The following is a 16,333-nucleotide window of genomic DNA, read 5'->3' as shown; positions in this document are numbered from 1 at the left end:
GAGTATTCAGCCGGGTCGAGAAGGTGTCGATCCAGAAACAACGACGGTCAAATGCAGGCTATTCCGCAGCGTAGACCAGCAGTGAAATAAGGCGCAACCAAAATATCTCCTCAATAACAAAGGCTTCAGGCAGTTCTGCGGAATCTGTGCGGACCGACACACATAACTCCCGGTCGTCGGCGAAGCCCGCGCCGGTCGGACGTTGGTACCGGACCTCGCCGCTCGGCGGACGCTTGCGCGCTCGCATACGCACAGGGTGCAGAATCTAGAGCATGAAGATGGCTGCAGGGCGTTGGGGATCGCCGGCGCAAGAGCCGGTATCGATGGGCACGGTGCCGGCGGAGCGCAGAGCGTACGGCAAGGCCGTGCGAGCAGTCCGGGCGGGTGAACTCGACGCGGATGAGGCAGCGGAGCAACTGATCGACCTGATGACGGATGGGGAGATTCTCGGATTGCTCGACGGTGACTCCCCCGGGCTGCTGCTCCCGCTCATCCCGATGCTGCTCGGTCGTCGGCCGTTCGTGGCGGGGGCGGTCTCGCGGCTCGGCATCCCAGGCATCCGGTTCAGCGACGGTGGCCGCGGCGTCGTGATCGGCGCCTCCACGGCCTTCCCCGTGACGATGGCACGGGCCGCGACCTGGGATCCGCTGCTGGAAGAACGGGTGGGGGTCGCGATCGGTCTCGAGACCAGGGCGCGAGGAGCGAACTACTCCGCCTCCGCCTGCGTGAACCTGCTTCGCCACCCGGCGTGGGGCCGGGCGCAGGAGTGCTACGGGGAGGATCCGGTGCTCACCGGCCGGATGGGCTCGGCCCTCACCCGGGGCGTCCGGGTGCACGTGATGGCGTGTGTGAAGCACTTCGCGCTCAACTCCATGGAGGACGAGCGCTTCGAGGTCGACGTGTCGGTCGACGACCACGCCCTGCACGAGGTGTACCTGCCGCACTTCAAGGCCGTCGTGGACGCCGGCGCCGACTCCGTGATGAGCTCCTACAACCGGGTGCGGGGCGAGTACATGGACGTCAATCGCGCCCTCCTGACCGATGTGTTGCGGCATGAGTGGGGCTTCACTGGGTTCGTGACGAGCGACTGGGTATTCGGCACCCACGACGCGGTCGTCAGCCTGGAGGCCGGGATGGATGTGGAGATGCCGCTGCGGCTGCTGCGCGCCCGTGACCTGCCGGCCGCGCTGCGCAGCGGTGACCTCGCCCGCGCGACTGTGCTGCGGTCCGCGCACCGCGTCCTGCGCACGTGCGTGCTGCATGCCGCGACCCGGGAGGCGGCGAGCCCGACCCCCACCCTCGTCGCCTCCCCGGCGCACCGGGCGCTCGCCCGTCAGGTCGCTGCGGAGTCGATCGTGCTGCTCAAGAACGAGACCGTCGGCGCAGCACCGCTCCTGCCATTGTCTTCCGCCACCCGGCATGTCGCGGTGATCGGACGGCTCGCGGCACAGGCGAACCTCGGCGATCATGGCTCGTCACGCGTTCGGCCACCCGCAACGGTCTCGCCGTTGCAGGGGCTGCGCGAGGCGCTTCCCCGGGTGCGGATCACGACCACTTCCGGGAGGAACGAGCACGCCGCGGCGGCGCTCGCAGCCGCAGCGGAGACGGCGATCGTCGTCGTCGGCCTGGACCAGCACGACGAGGGCGAATCCGTGGTGACCGGCGGCGTCGACGTAGGCGTGCTCGGTCGGGCCTTCGGCTCAGGTCCCCTCCGTCGGTTGCTCATCGGTCTCGCTCACGTGGCGTCGCGTTTCGTCCGTGGAGGCGACCGCACCTCACTCGACCTGCGCCCCGCCGATGTGCGCCTCATCCACGCGGTCGTCGCCGCGAACCCCCGGACCGTCGTCGTGCTGATCGGCGGCAGCGCGATCCTCATGGAGGCGTGGCGGGAGCGCGTGCCGGGGATCCTCGTCGCCTGGTACGGCGGTATGGAGGGCGGCCGCGCGCTCGCGAGCGTGCTGACCGGCAGTGCGGAGCCCGGCGGGCGGCTGCCCTTCGTGCTGCCGACGGACGCCGCGCATCTGCCACCGTTCGACCGCGCGGCGAAGTCCGTCGTCTACGACGACAGGTGGGGTCAACGCCGGCTCGACGGCGAGGGACACACGCCCGCGTTCCCGTTCGGATTCGGTCTGGGCTACACGACCATCGAGCACCGGCTTCTCAGCCACGGATTCGACGACACGGGCGGCAACGCGGACGTGCTCGTAACGAACACCGGCGGCCGCGAGGGCTCGACCGTCGTTCAGGTCTACGCCGCGGACGTGTCCGTCTCGAGGCCCGTGGCTCAGCTCCTGGGTTTCCGGAAGGTGACGCTGCAGCCCGGCGAGGAGACGACAGTGCGGGTTCCCCTGGACGCGGGGCCCACCCTGCAGCGCGATCCGGTCACACGGCGCTGGTCCCCCCGCGCGGGCGACTGGGCCCTGCTCGCAGCCCAGCACAGCCCGGCCAGCTGGGCAGACGCGGCCCGATTGCGGCGGCCGGTGGGACCGATCGACGAGGAAGGTGACACGGACGGTCGGCCGACCTGAGGTTGATAGGGGACGCGTCCCGTCGGTCACCCGGCGACGAGGTGAGGGGGTGCCGAAAGCCCTTCGACGCGCACGGGCAGCGCGTCGTCACCCTGCAGCATGGCGCGCAGCAACCGCCGCGCCTCCCACCGGAGCGACACGGGCGCCTGGCCGCGCCGGAGCACCAGCTCCCCGTCCGGCGTCCCGTACCGATTCTGAAGATCGCCGACCTCCTCGGCCTGCAGCACTGCGACGGTGCTACCCGCACCCGAGTCGACCAGCCGGACCAAGGAGGAGGGTCCCTTCAGATCGGACGCGACGAGGCGCTGCTCGCTCGCACCGAGAATGGTCTTCTGCGCCGCGCGGGTCACGACAAGCGGACGCGACGGCCCCTCCAGCAGGCCGGTCAGCACGTCCGCCGCGGCGTCAGGGCGGCCTGTTCTCCTAGCCGCTGCCTGCATCCGCTGCAGGCGGCCCGGCTCGCGCAGCACCTGATCGATCTTCCAGCCGATCGTCGCGGCGGTGTTGCAGCGGACGGCTGCCCCCTGCTCCATCAGGTAGTCGCCATTGCGAACCTCCTGCCCCGGAATGGGATTCACCAGCACCATGGGCAGCCCTGCAGCCATGCACTCCGACGCCGACAGCCCACCGGGCTTGCCCACGAACAAGTCGGCGCGGCGCAGCAACTGCGGCATCTCCGCCGTGAAGCCGAGCACGCTGTAACGGTCGCCGGCGGGTGCCACCAGCCGCTCCATGCGTTGCCGCAGCGCATCGTTGCGTCCGCACACGACCGTGGCCGTGAACGGCGAGCGCATGTGCATCGTCTGCCGCACCACCGAGACCGCATAGTCGCCACCGGATGCGCCCGCCGAGATCAGCAGCATCGGGGGCTCACCGGCATTGCGCGAAGGTGCAGCATCGAGCTGCTCTGCGATCGGGATGCCCGTGGCCGCGACTCGATCGGGAGGAAGGCCGAGCGCCATCAACTCCACCCTTGCCTCCTCCCTGGCCACGAAAAGCGCGTGGAACGCGCCCGGAAGCCACAGCCCCTGGAAGTCGTAATCCGTGGTCACGACAGCGGTCCTCGCGTCGATCACGCCACGAAGGAGCAGCGACGCCACCAGCTGGGCCGGCAGGAAGTGCGTGCACACGATCGACGTCGGACGGAATTGCTTGATCGCAGCGATGACCGGAAGGGCGTTCACCCGTGTCCAGGGGTCGATCGGACCGCGGCGCCGGAACGGTGGATCGCTGAGGTCGTACCCCCACTCGACCAGCCAGGGCGCACCCTCGACCAGGACGAAGTAACCCTTCCCCAGCAGTGCACGGTAGAGGACGCTACTCACCTGCAGCACGTCCAGAACCTGCACCTCGGCGATGTCGTCGCGCTCGGCACACGCCTGCTGGACCGCCGCCGCAGCGCTGTTGTGCCCCGATCCCACCCCTGCGGACAGGATCAGTACGCGCTCCCCGCCAGCGGTGCCGGGGCCTCGTACCGACGTCTTGCGCATGATGAGAGGCTAACAGTCCGTCCCACTCTGGTGACGGCGGGCCGGATGTGCCCCACAGTGCTCTTATAGCGCACCGATCCGCCACGGGAGAGGCGACATCTTCTACGGACGCTGACCGAGGCGACCGCAGGATACGGAGCTGGTCGCGGCGGATGTCCCGTCGGGTGACCTGCCGACCGGACGTTGAAGTGGAGCTCCACCATGTTCCGAGCTTCAGGAAACCCGGCACGCAACTGGCACAGGATTTTCGTTCACCGTCGTCGAAACACTGCTCGAACCGAGGGAGCCTCACCCACCCGCAACCACCACGGCGGTTCCGTACTCTACCCAGTCCGCACTTGGGCCGTCCCTGAAGAGCCGATCGGCTGTTCGCTGGCGCTCCCCCAAGAGGCCGATGCCTGGTACCTGATTGCAGGCTCTTGCATCATGCTCATCGCGGCAGTTGTCTTTGTCGCCCGGGCGATCGTCTCACTGCGCCGAGACGACTACGCCACTGTCCTGCAGCTGCAACCATCGCCTCGCGCAAAGGACACGGCAGTGCTGATGAGAACCGAACGAATATCCACCCCTGACCGAATATTCAGCGGGTGACTCAGGAGCAGGACATCACCTATGGCTGCTGGTATCAGGAGCCCATCATGCCCAGGATAGCTGCGGCGACAACTACCGCCGCCAGTGCTCCCACAACGACGGTGAGGCGATGAGAGGTGCGGAGAAGAGCGAAGCAGGCCCCCACGGGCACCAGAACCCCAGCCCCGGCGCCAACGACAAGCAGCGCGGTGTACCCGGGGCGTAAACCTGCGTCCCGCGGGGAACCTAGCCCGGTTGACTCCAAGTAGATGGCGAGCAGGCAGCTCAGCGTGATGAGTACACCGGTGACGCTGAGGATGACGCAACCCCAGATAGCCATCCTCGAAGAACTGGCGGTCCTGGTGTAGTTGCCGGGACCGACTTCGCCGTCGGTCCCGCGACCAGTGCCGGACTCGTCTCTCTCCATTTGAACTCCCACCAGAATCACTTGCAGGAAACACCCACCTCATTGAAGCGCAAGCACGTTCAATCGCTACCGTATGCTTCGCGGCCGTTCTCAACCCGGCCCACACCGATCCCTAGGCTTCGTCGCCGACATTGTTCTGACTGCACTGCAGTCGGCTGCATGCGCTCCAATCGAGGAGGCGTCATGCCGGTATGAATCAAAGGTCGGACGACATCCACCAGGTTCGTAGCCAAGTGACGGCAGGCGAAGGTCCTTGAACGGCGAGAGTGCCTGAAGCCCGGCAGGTCAGTACAGGTGCCCTGGGCTTCTACTTCTTACCTTGAGCCGAACTACACATCGAATCTGAACTCCGCTTCGTTCAGTGCCCAAATAACCCCCGGAGTTTGGAGGTACCACCCATCAAGCGATGCCTGTTTCAGCGCCGCATGAGTTGCCGCTCCAGCACCGCCTCGCTCATGCCGTTCAATCCGCAGAATCGAGTTCAATGGGCTCGGCATCCCGCAACATTTGACTTCGTCCTCAAGTGCGGCAGGGAACGATATCGTTGGATGCATGGCCGAAATTCAAGGTCTCGAGGAGCTCCTGACCGCACTGAACGCCGGGGAGACGATCCCCGGAGCTTCAACCCACCATGAGGCGATGCACGCCGCAAGCCAGGAGTCGCTGCGCATCACCGCCGAGCTCAACGGACGGTACCACCCGCCCGGAGAGGTGCGGGCCCTGATGAGCGAACTGACCGGACGCAAGGTCCCCGAGTCCCTCCAACTCTTCCCGCCGTTCAGCGCTGATTTCGGCAAGAACATCAGCTTCGGCACGGATGTGTTCGTCAACAGCGGCTGCCGGTTTCAGGACCAGGGCGGCATCGAAATCGGCGATGGATCCCTCATCGGCCACAACGCTGTTATCACGACCCTGAACCACGACATGTTGCCGAGCCGACGGGCCGATATGCACCCGGCCCGGGTGATCATCGGGCTGGGCGTGTGGTTGGGAGCCAACGTAACGGTGTTGCCAGGCGTGACGATTGGCGATCGGGCCGTGGTGGGCGCGGGTGCAGTCGTTACAAAGGACGTGGCCGCGGGGGCAGTGGTCGTTGGTGTGCCAGCAAAGCAGGTGGGCACCGTTCCGGAAGGTTGATCCTCCGGACTGGAAATGATTGTTCTGAAGATCGATCCAAATTCGGCAGTGAATCCCGAACCGGCGCCCGAGTCGAAGCGCGGTGAGCGGTTATGCGGCTCGTTGATGACCAGCCTCATCAGACATCGTTGTGCGGGCAAAAAATAGCGACCCAGCGGACATGAGTCGACTGAGACGTCTCACTCCACTGCAAAAATACATCACTGGACATCGACTGAACTCCACCATGTTCGGCAATGCATGAACGTTTCGCCGCCAGCGGTGCGGTCAAGTGTCTGGGAATCCAGTCACACCCGCGAACGAGCGTACTTCTGCACGCAGGTGACGGTGTCCGTCTGGCGTCTATCCCTCCCTCTGGAGCCAGTCGGATGCAGGGCAATCGATGGTCGCGGCGCAGACAATAAATTGGCACCATGTCGGACCTGCAGGTCGAGGCCGCTTACTCGCCGCATCGAATGGGTACACCGTGCAGAGCAGGAAGAGAATGAGCAAGAGCCGCAAAATATGGCTCGGTCTGCTGACCGGTATGGTCGCTACTGCCGCCGCCTTCTCTCTCTGATCATCATGGAAGAGCAACCAGACCATTTTCGAGCTCAAGTCGATTGCGGATCGCTTGGAACCCGGGCCGGAGTGGGAGGTCCTGAGCGCACAGCCGCCGGTCGGTGCTGCAGTGTGCATCCGGTTTGACGGGCCCTGCTCCCAGTATTCGTACCGGTGGGCGACTCGTGAGACGTATGTGCAGGGCGACCTGAAGAAGTATGTTCAGCAGGTCGGGTTGGTACCCGAGGAACTAGAAGACTGCGAATGGAACCAGCGGATCAACGCTGGAGGACTGAGTTGCCATGCCTCCGGCGTCGTCGACGGCTGGGACGTTCGCATCACCGTCAATGACTTCGGACCGAAGGATGACAACACCACGGTGCAGATCGTGATCAATCGCTACTGATTCTGAAAGCGTCTTCATGGGTTAGGAGCACTGAGCCGTACCGTGCCGTACGCCGCTGACCAGTCAGCCACCACAAGCCTCGCTAGACTCACGAGCATGACAATGGGGACGAACGGACAACTACAGCCACGCTCACGCAAAGCGGGACGAGACACCATCATCTGGGCGCTCGGAGGAGTGCTCTTGCTTTTGCCGGGGCCACGTCGCTCACCAAGGCTGATGCTTGGTACCTGATCATGGGCTCGTGCATGATGCTCATCGCAGCAGCTCTCTTTGTCGCCCGGACGATCATCTCCATGCGCCGGGACGATTACGCCACCTCTAAGTAGCCGAAATCATCGCCTCGAGCGAAGGACACAGCAATTCGCCCGATGTAGTGGAGCGGATTGAACATGGTGTCGATCAATTCGAACGATTGAACACACACCTGATATACAATCGCAATCTGCTCAATCCAATCGAAGGAAAAACACATGGCTGAGTCCAAACTTGTTCCGCAGAGGCCCACGGGAGCATTCATCGGAGCTAGCTGGGTTGCATTGCTCGTCGGAGTGTCGTCCTATCTCGTCGGTCTTTGGAACGCAACGAACATGGAGCTCAACGAGAAGGGATACTACTTCACGATCCTACTCTTCGGACTGTTCGCGGTAATCTCCATTCAGAAGACGATTCGAGATCGAGCTGAGGATATTCCGGTCACGAACATCTACTACGGGGTGGCATGGTTCTCCGTTATTGCGTCACTTTCGCTCCTGATCATCGGTCTTTGGAATGCCGACATGCTTCTGTCCGAGAAGGGCTTCTACGGTTTGGCCATGCTGATGTCTCTCTTCGGAGCTATCACCGTTCAGAAGAACGTGCGAGACATGGCAGTGTTTGCCGAGGTCGAGAAAACCGAGAACCCGAAGCGGAAGCTCTTCTCCGGTCAAGACATCCCTGCCGCAACGCCTGGGCCTACTCATCGCCCTGACTCCAATGCGATCCTCGGTCGACCAGAATGAATTGAGGGCCTTCGTACACGGTCTGGTTGTCGGCTTGGGGCGGAACCCTGGATCGCAGCGTTCGACCCAGTGAGTTATGGAACGCGCGGCGATTAAGCAACGTCCTGGCGTCGCGTACGTGATCACGGATAACAGCTTCGGTTGCACCAGCGCCTTCCATATGTTCTCCTTGTTCGCCATGCCGGTCATGTACCTGATCGCGCTGATCTACCTGATCGTTGGCTGAGGACGCGGTACAGGTACCGATTCGGCCGAGGCGCCTGGAGCAAAGCCATCATCGTCCTGATGTCGGGCGTAGAGGTGATGATCGCGGTTATCGTCGCGATCGTCCTGCAACAGGTCCTGACCTACAGCGGCGGGTAGCCGGTACACACGCCAGCGTCCGTCCACCATGAAGGAGCACGCCCACCACGAGGGGTCCATCTCGAGAGGACCATCTCGAGAGGACCGTTTTCTTCCCGGTGAGCGCGAGACCGATTGAGCCTCCAACCAGAGCCTCTCCCTGCGACGGTGTGCTGACCTATCCTCGCGAAAAAGCCTTTCTTGAACCGCCGGCTTCCTCGTCGATCCGCTCTCGGACGGAAATTTCCTTTCAGACGATAAAGAATGACCACGGCGGCATGCCATGTCTTGCAAATCGTCGGACAGCTTTGATGGTCTCAAGGTATTCTTCTGTTCGACTGGTGTCCGTGGATCCAGAGTGGCTCGGCACGGGCACGTTCACAAACCATCGGCAAAGGGGCTCACAGCCGATACAACGACGACCGGCCCTGAACCTGCCGAGGCAGGCGGAGCCGGTCGCTGTGCAGGTCGCTTAATTCACCCGGAAATCCTTAAGCAACCTCGTCCCGAAAAATCAAACCTCAGACATTGAATCTGAATTCGACCACGTCGCCGTCGGACATCACGTATTCCTTGCCTTCGATGCGCACCTTGCCGCGGGACTTGGCTTCAGCCATGGTCCGGGCGTCCATGAGGTCCTCGAAGTGGACAACCTCGGCCTTGATGAAGCCTCGCTGGAAATCGGAGTGGATGACCCCTGCGGCCTCCGGGGCCGTGGCACCCTTCTTGATCGTCCAGGCACGGGTTTCCTTGGGACCGGCGGTGAGGTAGGTCTGCAGGCCGAGGGTATGGAAGCCGACGCGTGCCAGCTGATCCAGCCCCGACTCCTCCTGGCCGTTCATCTCGAGCATCTCGCGGGCCTCGGCCTCGTCGAGCTCCACGAGGTCGGCTTCGAGCTTGGCGTCGAGGAAGATGGCGTCGGCGGGAGCCACGAGTTGGCGCAACTCCTCCTGGCGCTCCGGGCTCCCGAGCACGGCGTCGTCGACGTTGAACACGTAGATGAAGGGCTTGGCGGTAAGCAGGCTCAGCTCACGCAGGTGCTCCATCTCGAGCTTGTCGCTCTTCACAGAGGAAAAGATCGTGTCGCCGCGCTCCAGAACGTTCTCGGCCGCCTGCATCGCGGTGAGCTGCGCGGCCTCGCGCTTCTTGATTTTCACTTCCTTCTCGACGCGCGGGATCGCCTTCTCGAGGGTCTGCAGGTCGGCCAGGATCAGCTCGGTGTTGATGGTCTCCATGTCGGAGCGGGGATCGACCTTGCCGTCCACGTGGATGACGTCGGGATCATCGAAGACGCGGATGACCTGGGCGATGGCCTCGGCCTCACGGATGTTTGCAAGGAACTTGTTGCCCAGGCCCTCGCCCTCCGAGGCACCCTTGACGATCCCCGCGATGTCGACGAAGGAGACTGTGGCCGGCAGGATCTGCTTCGACCCGAAGACCTCGGCGAGCTGCGCAAGGCGCGGGTCGGGAAGGCTGACCACGCCGACATTCGGTTCGATGGTGGCGAACGGATAGTTCGCCGCCAGAACGTTGTTGCGTGTCAGCGCATTGAAAAGTGTTGATTTGCCGACGTTGGGCAGTCCGACGATGCCGATAGTAAGAGCCACGGGAGACAAGTCTACCGGCCATCGAAGGGCCGCCCGGCGGTGTCGCAACCCTGAATGTCGGAGGTTCCTGCGACAGTGTGGGCATGAGCACCACCGCCGCACTCCTCGTCGTCCTCGCCTTCGTCCTCGGTTGTGCCGTCGGAGCCTTCCTCGTCGGCCGCGTACTCCGGCTCCGTACGGGTGAGCTACGTGCGGAGCTCGACGACGCGATCGAACGCCTGGGCAGCACGACGACGGAGCTGGCAGCGGCAGCGGCGCAGCGCGACCTGCTGCAGCAGCACAACCGTGAGCTGTCCGGGAGGACGTCCACCGACCATGACGTACTGCGGGCCCTTGCCCCGGTTGCGGAGAAGCTCACGCAGGTCCAGCAGCAGGTAGGCCTGCTGGAACGTGATCGTGTGGAGCAGTACGGGCAGCTCGCCCGGCAGCTCGAGGAGGCGCGTGAGGTGGACGCACGGCTCCTCTCGACGACGCACTCCCTGGCAGGAGCCCTGCGCAGCAACAGCGCCCGCGGCCAGTGGGGAGAGGTGCAGCTGCGCCGCGTCGTCGAGGCGGCGGGCATGCTCTCCCGCGTCGATTTCCTGGAGCAGGTCTCCTTCAGCGCGGGCGACGACGGCGAGAGGGCGCGGCCGGACATGGTGGTCCAGCTACCCGGCGACAAACAGCTCGTCATCGATGCGAAGGTGCCGCTCAGCGCCTTCCTCGCGGCACAGGAGCTGAGCAGCGCGGCGAATGGTCCTGCGGACGCGGAGGGAGGTGCCCTCGAAGTGCGCAGGGCCGAATTGCTCCGGCAGCACGGCAAGGCCCTCCGCGCGCACATCGACGCGCTGGCCCGGAAGAAGTACTGGGAGGGTGCAGCCAACTCCCCCGAGCTGGTCATCTGCTTCATCCCGGTCGAATCAGTTCTGTCCGAGGCTCTGCGGGCCGATCCCGAACTCCTCGACTACGCCTTCTCCCGCAACGTGGCCCTCGCCTCCCCGGTCTCCCTGCTCGGCATCCTGAAGGGTGCGGCGTTCAGCTGGCGACAGGCCGTCCTCACGGACAACGCCCGTGAGTTGTTCGACCTCTCCAAGCAGCTCTACGAACGCCTCGGCACGATGGGCGGCCATGTGACCCGCCTCGGGGCCTCACTGAAGACGTCGGTGGAGCGCTACAACTCCTTCGTCGGCGCTCTCGAATCGAGGGTGCTGCCGACCGCTCGCCGCATCGGCGCCTTCGATTCGGCGTCCCTCGACGCCATCGATGCAGCGGTCGACGGTGCGGAGGGAGCGCGGTCCGGCGGAGAGGGCGCCGACGTGAGCGTGCTGGGCGCTGCCCGCGCGCAGCGTGCAGGCGCGAGCCAGGCCGCGGCGACGATCGACGCCACGCCACGCTCACTCACTGCGCACGAACTTCTCGACGGGACAGCGGGCTAGGCACCGGCAGTTGCCCCGGACGGAGGCGGAGCCGACCTGGCGCGAGGACGGCGGCCCTCCCAGAGGAAGAGCCGCCGTTCCGGTCGGCTGAGCGAGGTGTGATTCAGTTGAGCGAGGTACGGTCCTGCCGTTGGCCACGTCCGCCGCGGCCCTTGGACGGATCTCCCATCGCCTTCAGTGCGGCACGGATTTCCTTGGGCAGCGAGAAGATGATGTCCTCCTCGGCCGTCACGACTTCCTCGACGTCGCCGTAGCCGTACTCCGCGAGCAGCCGCAGCACGTCCTGCACGAGGTTCTCGGGAACGGAAGCACCGGAGGAGACGCCTACGGTCGTCACGCCCTCGAACCAGGATTCGTCGACCTCGTTGGCGAAATCGACCCGGTACGACGCCTTCGCGCCGTATTCGAGCGCGACCTCCACGAGGCGGATGGAGTTGGACGAATTGGCGGACCCCACCACGATCACGAGATCCGTCTGCGGTGCGATCTTCTTGATGGCCGCCTGGCGGTTCGAGGTCGCATAGCAGATATCATCACTCGGCGGATCCTGAAGCGTGGGGAAACGTTCCCTGAGCAGGTTCACCGTCAGCATGGTCTCATCGACGCTGAGCGTGGTCTGCGAGAGCCAGATGAGCCGATCGGGATCACGCACTTGGACCTTGTCCACGTCCTCCGGTCCGTTCACGATCTGGATGTGGTCCGGTGCTTCCCCTGCGGTGCCCTCCACTTCCTCATGACCCTCATGACCGATCAGGAGGATGTCGAAATCATCGCGGGCGAAGCGCTGGGCCTCCTTGTGCACCTTGGTCACGAGGGGGCAGGTGGCGTCGATGGTGCGAAGGCCGCGGTCCTCCGCGGACTTGACGACGGCGGGCGAGACTCCGTGAGCGGAGAAGACGACGAGCGCACCCTCGGGGACCTGGTCCGTCTCGTCGACGAAAATGGCACCCTTCGCCTCGAGCGTCGCCACGACGTGCAGGTTGTGCACAATCTGCTTACGTACGTACACCGGGGGGCCGTAGTGCTCCAGGGCTTTTTCGACAGCGATGACGGCGCGGTCCACGCCCGCGCAATAACCCCGGGGCGCCGCGAGCAGCACCTTCTTCTCCCCTGCCACCGGTGCGGCTGCAAGGACGTCACCCGGGGAGCGGCGCCTGCGCGGGATGGTGGGCATGGGGACCTGAACGGTGGTGCTGGTCATACGGCGATTCTACCGGGTCGATGCCCGGCGACAGGCTGACCCCCCCTACGGCTGCGCTGTGGGCTGAGCCCGACGCCTGCGCCCGAAGGCCAACTGCCCGACGACGCCGATTATGAGCGCGAGGACTCCCCCGACGACCACCGGCATGCTGGAAGCGGCGAGGTCCGCACCGGCCCGCTCAGCGAGACCGGTGACGAAGACGTCAGCGATGGCACTTGTCCCGCTCCCCGGGGCACGTGCCGCGGTTCCCGGCACCCAGATCCGAGCCAGCAGTCCCACCACTCCGATCCCCGCGACCCCGAGCCCGAGCAACGCGAGAGTGGTGCCACGCCGCCGTGCGATCACGAGCGCCAGCAGCGCCAGGATCCCCGCACCGGCAAGGTACAGCTTCCAGGCCTGCACCGCCTCGGCGACACCGCTAAGCACACCTCCACGCTCGATGGATCCGATATCGATCGTGGTGTCCGACGGAAGCGGGATGTCGAGGCCGAGGCCTCCCCCGAGGCTCTCCGCCACGAGGCGTACCACCGGGCCGATATCCAGGGTCAGGACAGCCGGCGCGGACTCCGCAGGCTCGGGTGCCCGGGCGAAGGTGAACGCGTGGGACAGGCGGAGGGTCTCCGTCCACGCCGTGGAATAGCCGGGTGATCCCATGACCGCTCCTGCGGCATCGCGAATGAGCGGCTCCACGAAGGAGTCGAGCTGCTCGGGAAGCCCCGTGTTCCCTGTGACTTCCTTCACCAGCGAGTCCGAGAGCGCCGCCTGGAAATCGGCGTCGTCCGCCAGTGGAGCCGCCAGCGCCACGAACCCCGACTCCTGCACGAGGTTTCCGTCGATCCACGCCGACGGGAGACCTCCGGCAGTGACCACGAGCGACAGGAGAGCCAGGAGGGCAGAGAGGAAGGTCCGCATGAAGTCCTTAAACTTGAGGTACAACGTCCGATTATGCCCGTTCCGCCCGCAGTCGGCACAGCACGCCGGGCGGTGGCGGGTACCCTCGAAACGCACATGCCCGTGACCATGACGACCCCTGGGGGTCGGGGATGGTACAGATGAACAGTGCAGTCCTCCGACGCGGAGGCAGCACCACCGACAGGCCCGAGGACAGGACACTGATGACGAGCGAGGGATTGCGAGCGCCTGCTGACGAAGCGCGGCCGGCGTCCACTGTCCCGGCGACGGCGGCCGAGACGTCCCCTGACTCGCCCTGGCCGCTGCACCTCCTGTCGGAGAAGCTGAAAGCCCATATCGAGCGGGCTCCGGCCGCCTGGGTCGAAGGTCAGGTGATCGAACTGAATCGCCGCTCGAGCATGTGCTACATCACCCTGCGCGACGTCGACTCGGAGGTGTCCCTCTCCCTGTCCGTCTATGGGACCGTGATGGACCGCGTGTCCTCACCCCTGGAGCGCGGCTCGCGGGTCGTGGCCCGCCTCAAGCCCGATTTCTGGATCAAGACGGGTCGGCTCTCGATGCAGACGATCGACATCCGACCGGTCGGTATCGGTGACCTCCTCGCCCGCATCGAACGCCTGCGGCAGGCGCTGGCAGCCGAAGGTCTCTTCTCGGCTGCACGCAAGAAGCCGCTACCGCTCCTCCCGCATCGGATCGGACTCATCACCGGCCGTAATTCGGACGCGATGAAGGACGTGATGCGCAATGCCGCACTTCGGTGGCCGGCGGTCGAGTTCGAAGTGCGGGAGGTTGCCGTCCAGGGTGTCAGCAGCGTGGCGCAGGTGTCCGCAGCCCTGGCCGAGCTGGACGCACATCCGCTCGTCGACGTCATCATCATCGCTCGGGGCGGTGGAGCCCTCGAGGACCTCCTGCCCTTCAGCGACGAGTCCCTGGTACGTGCCGTGGCGAGAGCTGCTACTCCCGTCGTCAGCGCCATCGGCCACGAGGCCGACCGGCCACTGCTCGATGAGGTCGCCGACCTCCGTGCGTCGACCCCGACCGACGCGGCCAAGCGCGTGGTGCCGGACGTCAGCGAGGAACTGGGGCGGATCGCCCAGGCGCGCGCTGCGCTGGAGCGGTCGATCCGGGTGCTGGTGCACCGCGAGAGTGAGAGTTTGGCGAATCTGCGCTCGCGCCCTTCCCTCGCCAGACCGGAGGGCATGATCGACGTGCGGGAAGCCGACGTCGAACGACTGCGTTCGAGGGCACGAAGATCCACTTCCGCCGCCGTGGATCGGGAGGCTGATGCCGTCCTCCATCTCCGGGAGCGCGTCCGGTCCCTGTCACCCCAGAAGACACTCGACCGCGGCTACGCCGTCGTCCAGACGCCGGACGGGCACGTGGTCCGGGACCCATCCGAGGTGGAGGCCGGTGGAGCCCTGCGGGTGCGGGTTGCAGGAGGTCAGTTCGGAGTGGTTGCCGAGGACGAACCGGTGCCGGGCGCAGCATCATGAACCATGCCGTCGCTCGTACCTCGGTCCGGTCCCGCCCCGGACCGGAGGCCGGCGTCGGCGTCGGCGTCGGCCACGCACCAGATGAGAAGTCAAAAGGGGTCCGGAGACGGACCATCGAGCAGCTAAGGAACATGCCATGACCGCCAGCACCCCGCCGGAGCCCCAGCCGGCCGGAGTAGACACACTGTCCTACGAGCAGGCCCGCGAGGAGCTTGTCGCCGTCGTCTCTCGCCTCGAAGCGGGAGGCGTGAGCCTCGAGGAATCCCTGGCGCTGTGGGAGCGCGGCGAAGCCCTGGCGGATCGCTGCGAAGCCTGGCTCGAAGGCGCCAAAGCGCGGCTTGCAGCCGCCCGGGACAAGGCCGAGGGCCAGTAGCCCCCCTCCCGACGCGCTACACCCTCCAAGCCGTTACGAGGCCTGCAGCCGTTGCTTCTCCGTCTCGACGTCGAACGTCGCACGCGGCCAGCTCAACTGCATGTCCTCGAGCGTCCCGGTGAGCAGGTGCTGGACGGCGAGCCGGGCGTACCACTTACGGTCAGCCGGAACGACGTACCACGGGGTGTCGGGCGTGCTCGTCCGCTCGACCGCGAGCTGGTACGCCTCCTGGTACTGCTCCCAGTACCCGCGCTCGTCGACGTCCCCGGGGTTGTACTTCCAATACTTGTCGTTCCGCTCGAGCCGCTCCGCGAGCCGGGTTTTCTGCTCGTCCTTGCCGATATGCAGCATGACCTTGAGCAACCGCGTGCCCGACGCTGCCACCTCGTTCTCGAACGTCCGGATAGCGCCGTACCGCTCCTCGACCTCGTCGGCAGAGGAGAGGCCGCGGACCCGCTGGACCAGGACATCCTCGTAGTGCGAGCGGTCGAAGACGCCGATCATTCCCGGCGTGGGGAGCTCACGGCGGATACGCCAGAGGAAATCGTGGTTCCGCTCCTCCTCGGTGGGCGCCTTGAACGCATGGTGCTGCACACCTTGCGGGTCCACCAGCCCGACGACGTGGCGGACGATCCCGCCCTTGCCGGAGGTGTCCATTCCCTGCAGGACGAGGAGGACCGAGATGCCGCTTCCGGACCGGCTCTCGGCGAACAGTTTCTCCTGCAGCCCCGATAGTGCCTTCGCGCCGGCGGCGAGTGCCGCCGTACCCTTGCTCTTCCCGCCGTCGAAGCCCGGAGTGGACCGCGGATCGACGGCGGCCAGGGTGAAGTCCGGCCCTGCCATCAGGAGACGGCGTATCTCTGCCGTGCTGTCGGTCGTCGTGGCCATGAT

13 protein-coding genes are annotated in these 16,333 nt (G+C 65.4%); 8 read left to right on the top strand and 5 right to left on the bottom strand.

The window, feature by feature from the left end:
* The first annotated feature begins 272 nt into the window (after positions 1-272).
* A complete protein-coding gene (locus RCH21_RS00610; RefSeq protein WP_326962788.1) occupies positions 273-2,528 on the top strand; it encodes a beta-glucosidase family protein in 2,256 nt (751 codons plus the stop codon).
* A gap of 26 nt (positions 2,529-2,554) precedes the next feature.
* Here RCH21_RS00610 and RCH21_RS00605 read toward each other — a convergent pair whose 3' ends face one another.
* Positions 2,555-4,018, bottom strand: a complete 1,464-nt coding sequence (locus RCH21_RS00605) for an MGDG synthase family glycosyltransferase (RefSeq protein WP_326962787.1) — start codon at positions 4,016-4,018, stop codon at positions 2,555-2,557.
* A 1,549-nt stretch (positions 4,019-5,567) separates the two neighbouring features.
* On the opposite strand from RCH21_RS00605, the gene RCH21_RS00600 reads away from it, so the two are divergent.
* From RCH21_RS00600 to RCH21_RS00585, 4 genes are all read left to right on the top strand, one after another.
* A complete protein-coding gene (locus tag RCH21_RS00600) occupies positions 5,568-6,152 on the top strand; it encodes a DapH/DapD/GlmU-related protein (RefSeq protein ID WP_326962786.1) in 585 nt (194 codons plus the stop codon).
* Between the two features lie 736 nt (positions 6,153-6,888).
* A complete protein-coding gene (locus tag RCH21_RS00595) occupies positions 6,889-7,098 on the top strand; it encodes a hypothetical protein (RefSeq protein ID WP_326962785.1) in 210 nt (69 codons plus the stop codon).
* Positions 7,099-7,571: 473 nt separating this feature from the next.
* Positions 7,572-8,099 carry an inner membrane protein YiaA gene (gene yiaA, locus RCH21_RS00590; protein WP_326962784.1) on the top strand — a complete coding sequence of 176 codons (528 nt, stop codon included), beginning with the start codon at positions 7,572-7,574 and terminating at the stop codon, positions 8,097-8,099.
* A gap of 76 nt (positions 8,100-8,175) precedes the next feature.
* Positions 8,176-8,325 (top strand): hypothetical protein, encoded by a 150-nt coding sequence (locus tag RCH21_RS00585; RefSeq protein WP_326962783.1) that lies wholly within the window; start codon positions 8,176-8,178, stop codon positions 8,323-8,325.
* A gap of 637 nt (positions 8,326-8,962) precedes the next feature.
* Here RCH21_RS00585 and ychF read toward each other — a convergent pair.
* Entirely contained in the window at positions 8,963-10,048 is a 1,086-nt protein-coding gene (gene ychF / locus RCH21_RS00580; RefSeq protein WP_120149426.1) for a redox-regulated ATPase YchF, read from the bottom strand.
* Positions 10,049-10,131: 83 nt separating this feature from the next.
* Here ychF and RCH21_RS00575 point away from each other — a divergent pair, with 83 nt between their 5' ends.
* Positions 10,132-11,463, top strand: coding sequence for a DNA recombination protein RmuC (locus tag RCH21_RS00575; protein WP_326962782.1), 1,332 nt, complete (start codon positions 10,132-10,134; stop codon positions 11,461-11,463).
* A 103-nt stretch (positions 11,464-11,566) separates the two neighbouring features.
* Here the strand turns inward: RCH21_RS00575 and RCH21_RS00570 are convergent, their stop codons facing one another.
* Together RCH21_RS00570 and RCH21_RS00565 are read right to left on the bottom strand one after the other, a co-directional pair.
* The gene (locus tag RCH21_RS00570) at positions 11,567-12,664 is read right to left on the bottom strand and encodes a 4-hydroxy-3-methylbut-2-enyl diphosphate reductase (RefSeq protein WP_326962781.1); all 1,098 of its coding nucleotides are present in this window, start codon (positions 12,662-12,664) and stop codon (positions 11,567-11,569) included.
* A gap of 45 nt (positions 12,665-12,709) precedes the next feature.
* The gene (locus tag RCH21_RS00565) at positions 12,710-13,600 is read right to left on the bottom strand and encodes a hypothetical protein (protein WP_326962780.1); all 891 of its coding nucleotides are present in this window, start codon (positions 13,598-13,600) and stop codon (positions 12,710-12,712) included.
* Positions 13,601-13,779: 179 nt separating this feature from the next.
* Here RCH21_RS00565 and xseA point away from each other — a divergent pair, with 179 nt between their 5' ends.
* Together xseA and RCH21_RS00555 are read left to right on the top strand one after the other, a co-directional pair.
* Positions 13,780-15,069, top strand: a complete 1,290-nt coding sequence (gene xseA, locus RCH21_RS00560; protein WP_326963214.1) for an exodeoxyribonuclease VII large subunit — start codon at positions 13,780-13,782, stop codon at positions 15,067-15,069.
* 136 nt (positions 15,070-15,205) lie between these two features.
* Positions 15,206-15,442 carry an exodeoxyribonuclease VII small subunit gene (locus RCH21_RS00555; protein ID WP_120149430.1) on the top strand — a complete coding sequence of 79 codons (237 nt, stop codon included), beginning with the start codon at positions 15,206-15,208 and terminating at the stop codon, positions 15,440-15,442.
* 33 nt (positions 15,443-15,475) lie between these two features.
* Here the strand turns inward: RCH21_RS00555 and RCH21_RS00550 are convergent, their stop codons facing one another.
* On the bottom strand, positions 15,476-16,330 hold the full coding sequence (locus RCH21_RS00550) for a PPK2 family polyphosphate kinase (RefSeq protein ID WP_326962779.1): 855 nt from the start codon (positions 16,328-16,330) through the stop codon (positions 15,476-15,478).
* Positions 16,331-16,333 lie beyond the last annotated feature (3 nt).

The organism is Arthrobacter sp. PL16, assembly GCF_035985055.1.
In the GTDB taxonomy this organism is placed as follows: domain Bacteria; phylum Actinomycetota; class Actinomycetes; order Actinomycetales; family Micrococcaceae; genus Arthrobacter_D; species Arthrobacter_D cheniae.
The sequence above is the reverse complement of the archived record's forward strand: the minus strand, read 5'-3'. Positions and strand labels throughout refer to the sequence as shown.

What these genes read in the sequence shown, in the direction of transcription:
- RCH21_RS00610 (WP_326962788.1), top strand. Translation starts at nt 273, where the DNA reads ATGAAGATGGCTGCAGGGCGTTGGGGATCGCCGGCGCAAGAGCCGGTA.
- RCH21_RS00605 (WP_326962787.1), bottom strand. Translation starts at nt 4,018, where the DNA reads ATGCGCAAGACGTCGGTACGAGGCCCCGGCACCGCTGGCGGGGAGCGC.
- RCH21_RS00600 (WP_326962786.1), top strand. Translation starts at nt 5,568, where the DNA reads ATGGCCGAAATTCAAGGTCTCGAGGAGCTCCTGACCGCACTGAACGCC.
- yiaA (WP_326962784.1), top strand. Translation starts at nt 7,572, where the DNA reads ATGGCTGAGTCCAAACTTGTTCCGCAGAGGCCCACGGGAGCATTCATC.
- RCH21_RS00585 (WP_326962783.1), top strand. Translation starts at nt 8,176, where the DNA reads ATGGAACGCGCGGCGATTAAGCAACGTCCTGGCGTCGCGTACGTGATC.
- RCH21_RS00575 (WP_326962782.1), top strand. Translation starts at nt 10,132, where the DNA reads ATGAGCACCACCGCCGCACTCCTCGTCGTCCTCGCCTTCGTCCTCGGT.
- RCH21_RS00570 (WP_326962781.1), bottom strand. Translation starts at nt 12,664, where the DNA reads ATGACCAGCACCACCGTTCAGGTCCCCATGCCCACCATCCCGCGCAGG.
- xseA (WP_326963214.1), top strand. Translation starts at nt 13,780, where the DNA reads ATGACGAGCGAGGGATTGCGAGCGCCTGCTGACGAAGCGCGGCCGGCG.
- RCH21_RS00555 (WP_120149430.1), top strand. Translation starts at nt 15,206, where the DNA reads ATGACCGCCAGCACCCCGCCGGAGCCCCAGCCGGCCGGAGTAGACACA.
- RCH21_RS00550 (WP_326962779.1), bottom strand. Translation starts at nt 16,330, where the DNA reads ATGGCCACGACGACCGACAGCACGGCAGAGATACGCCGTCTCCTGATG.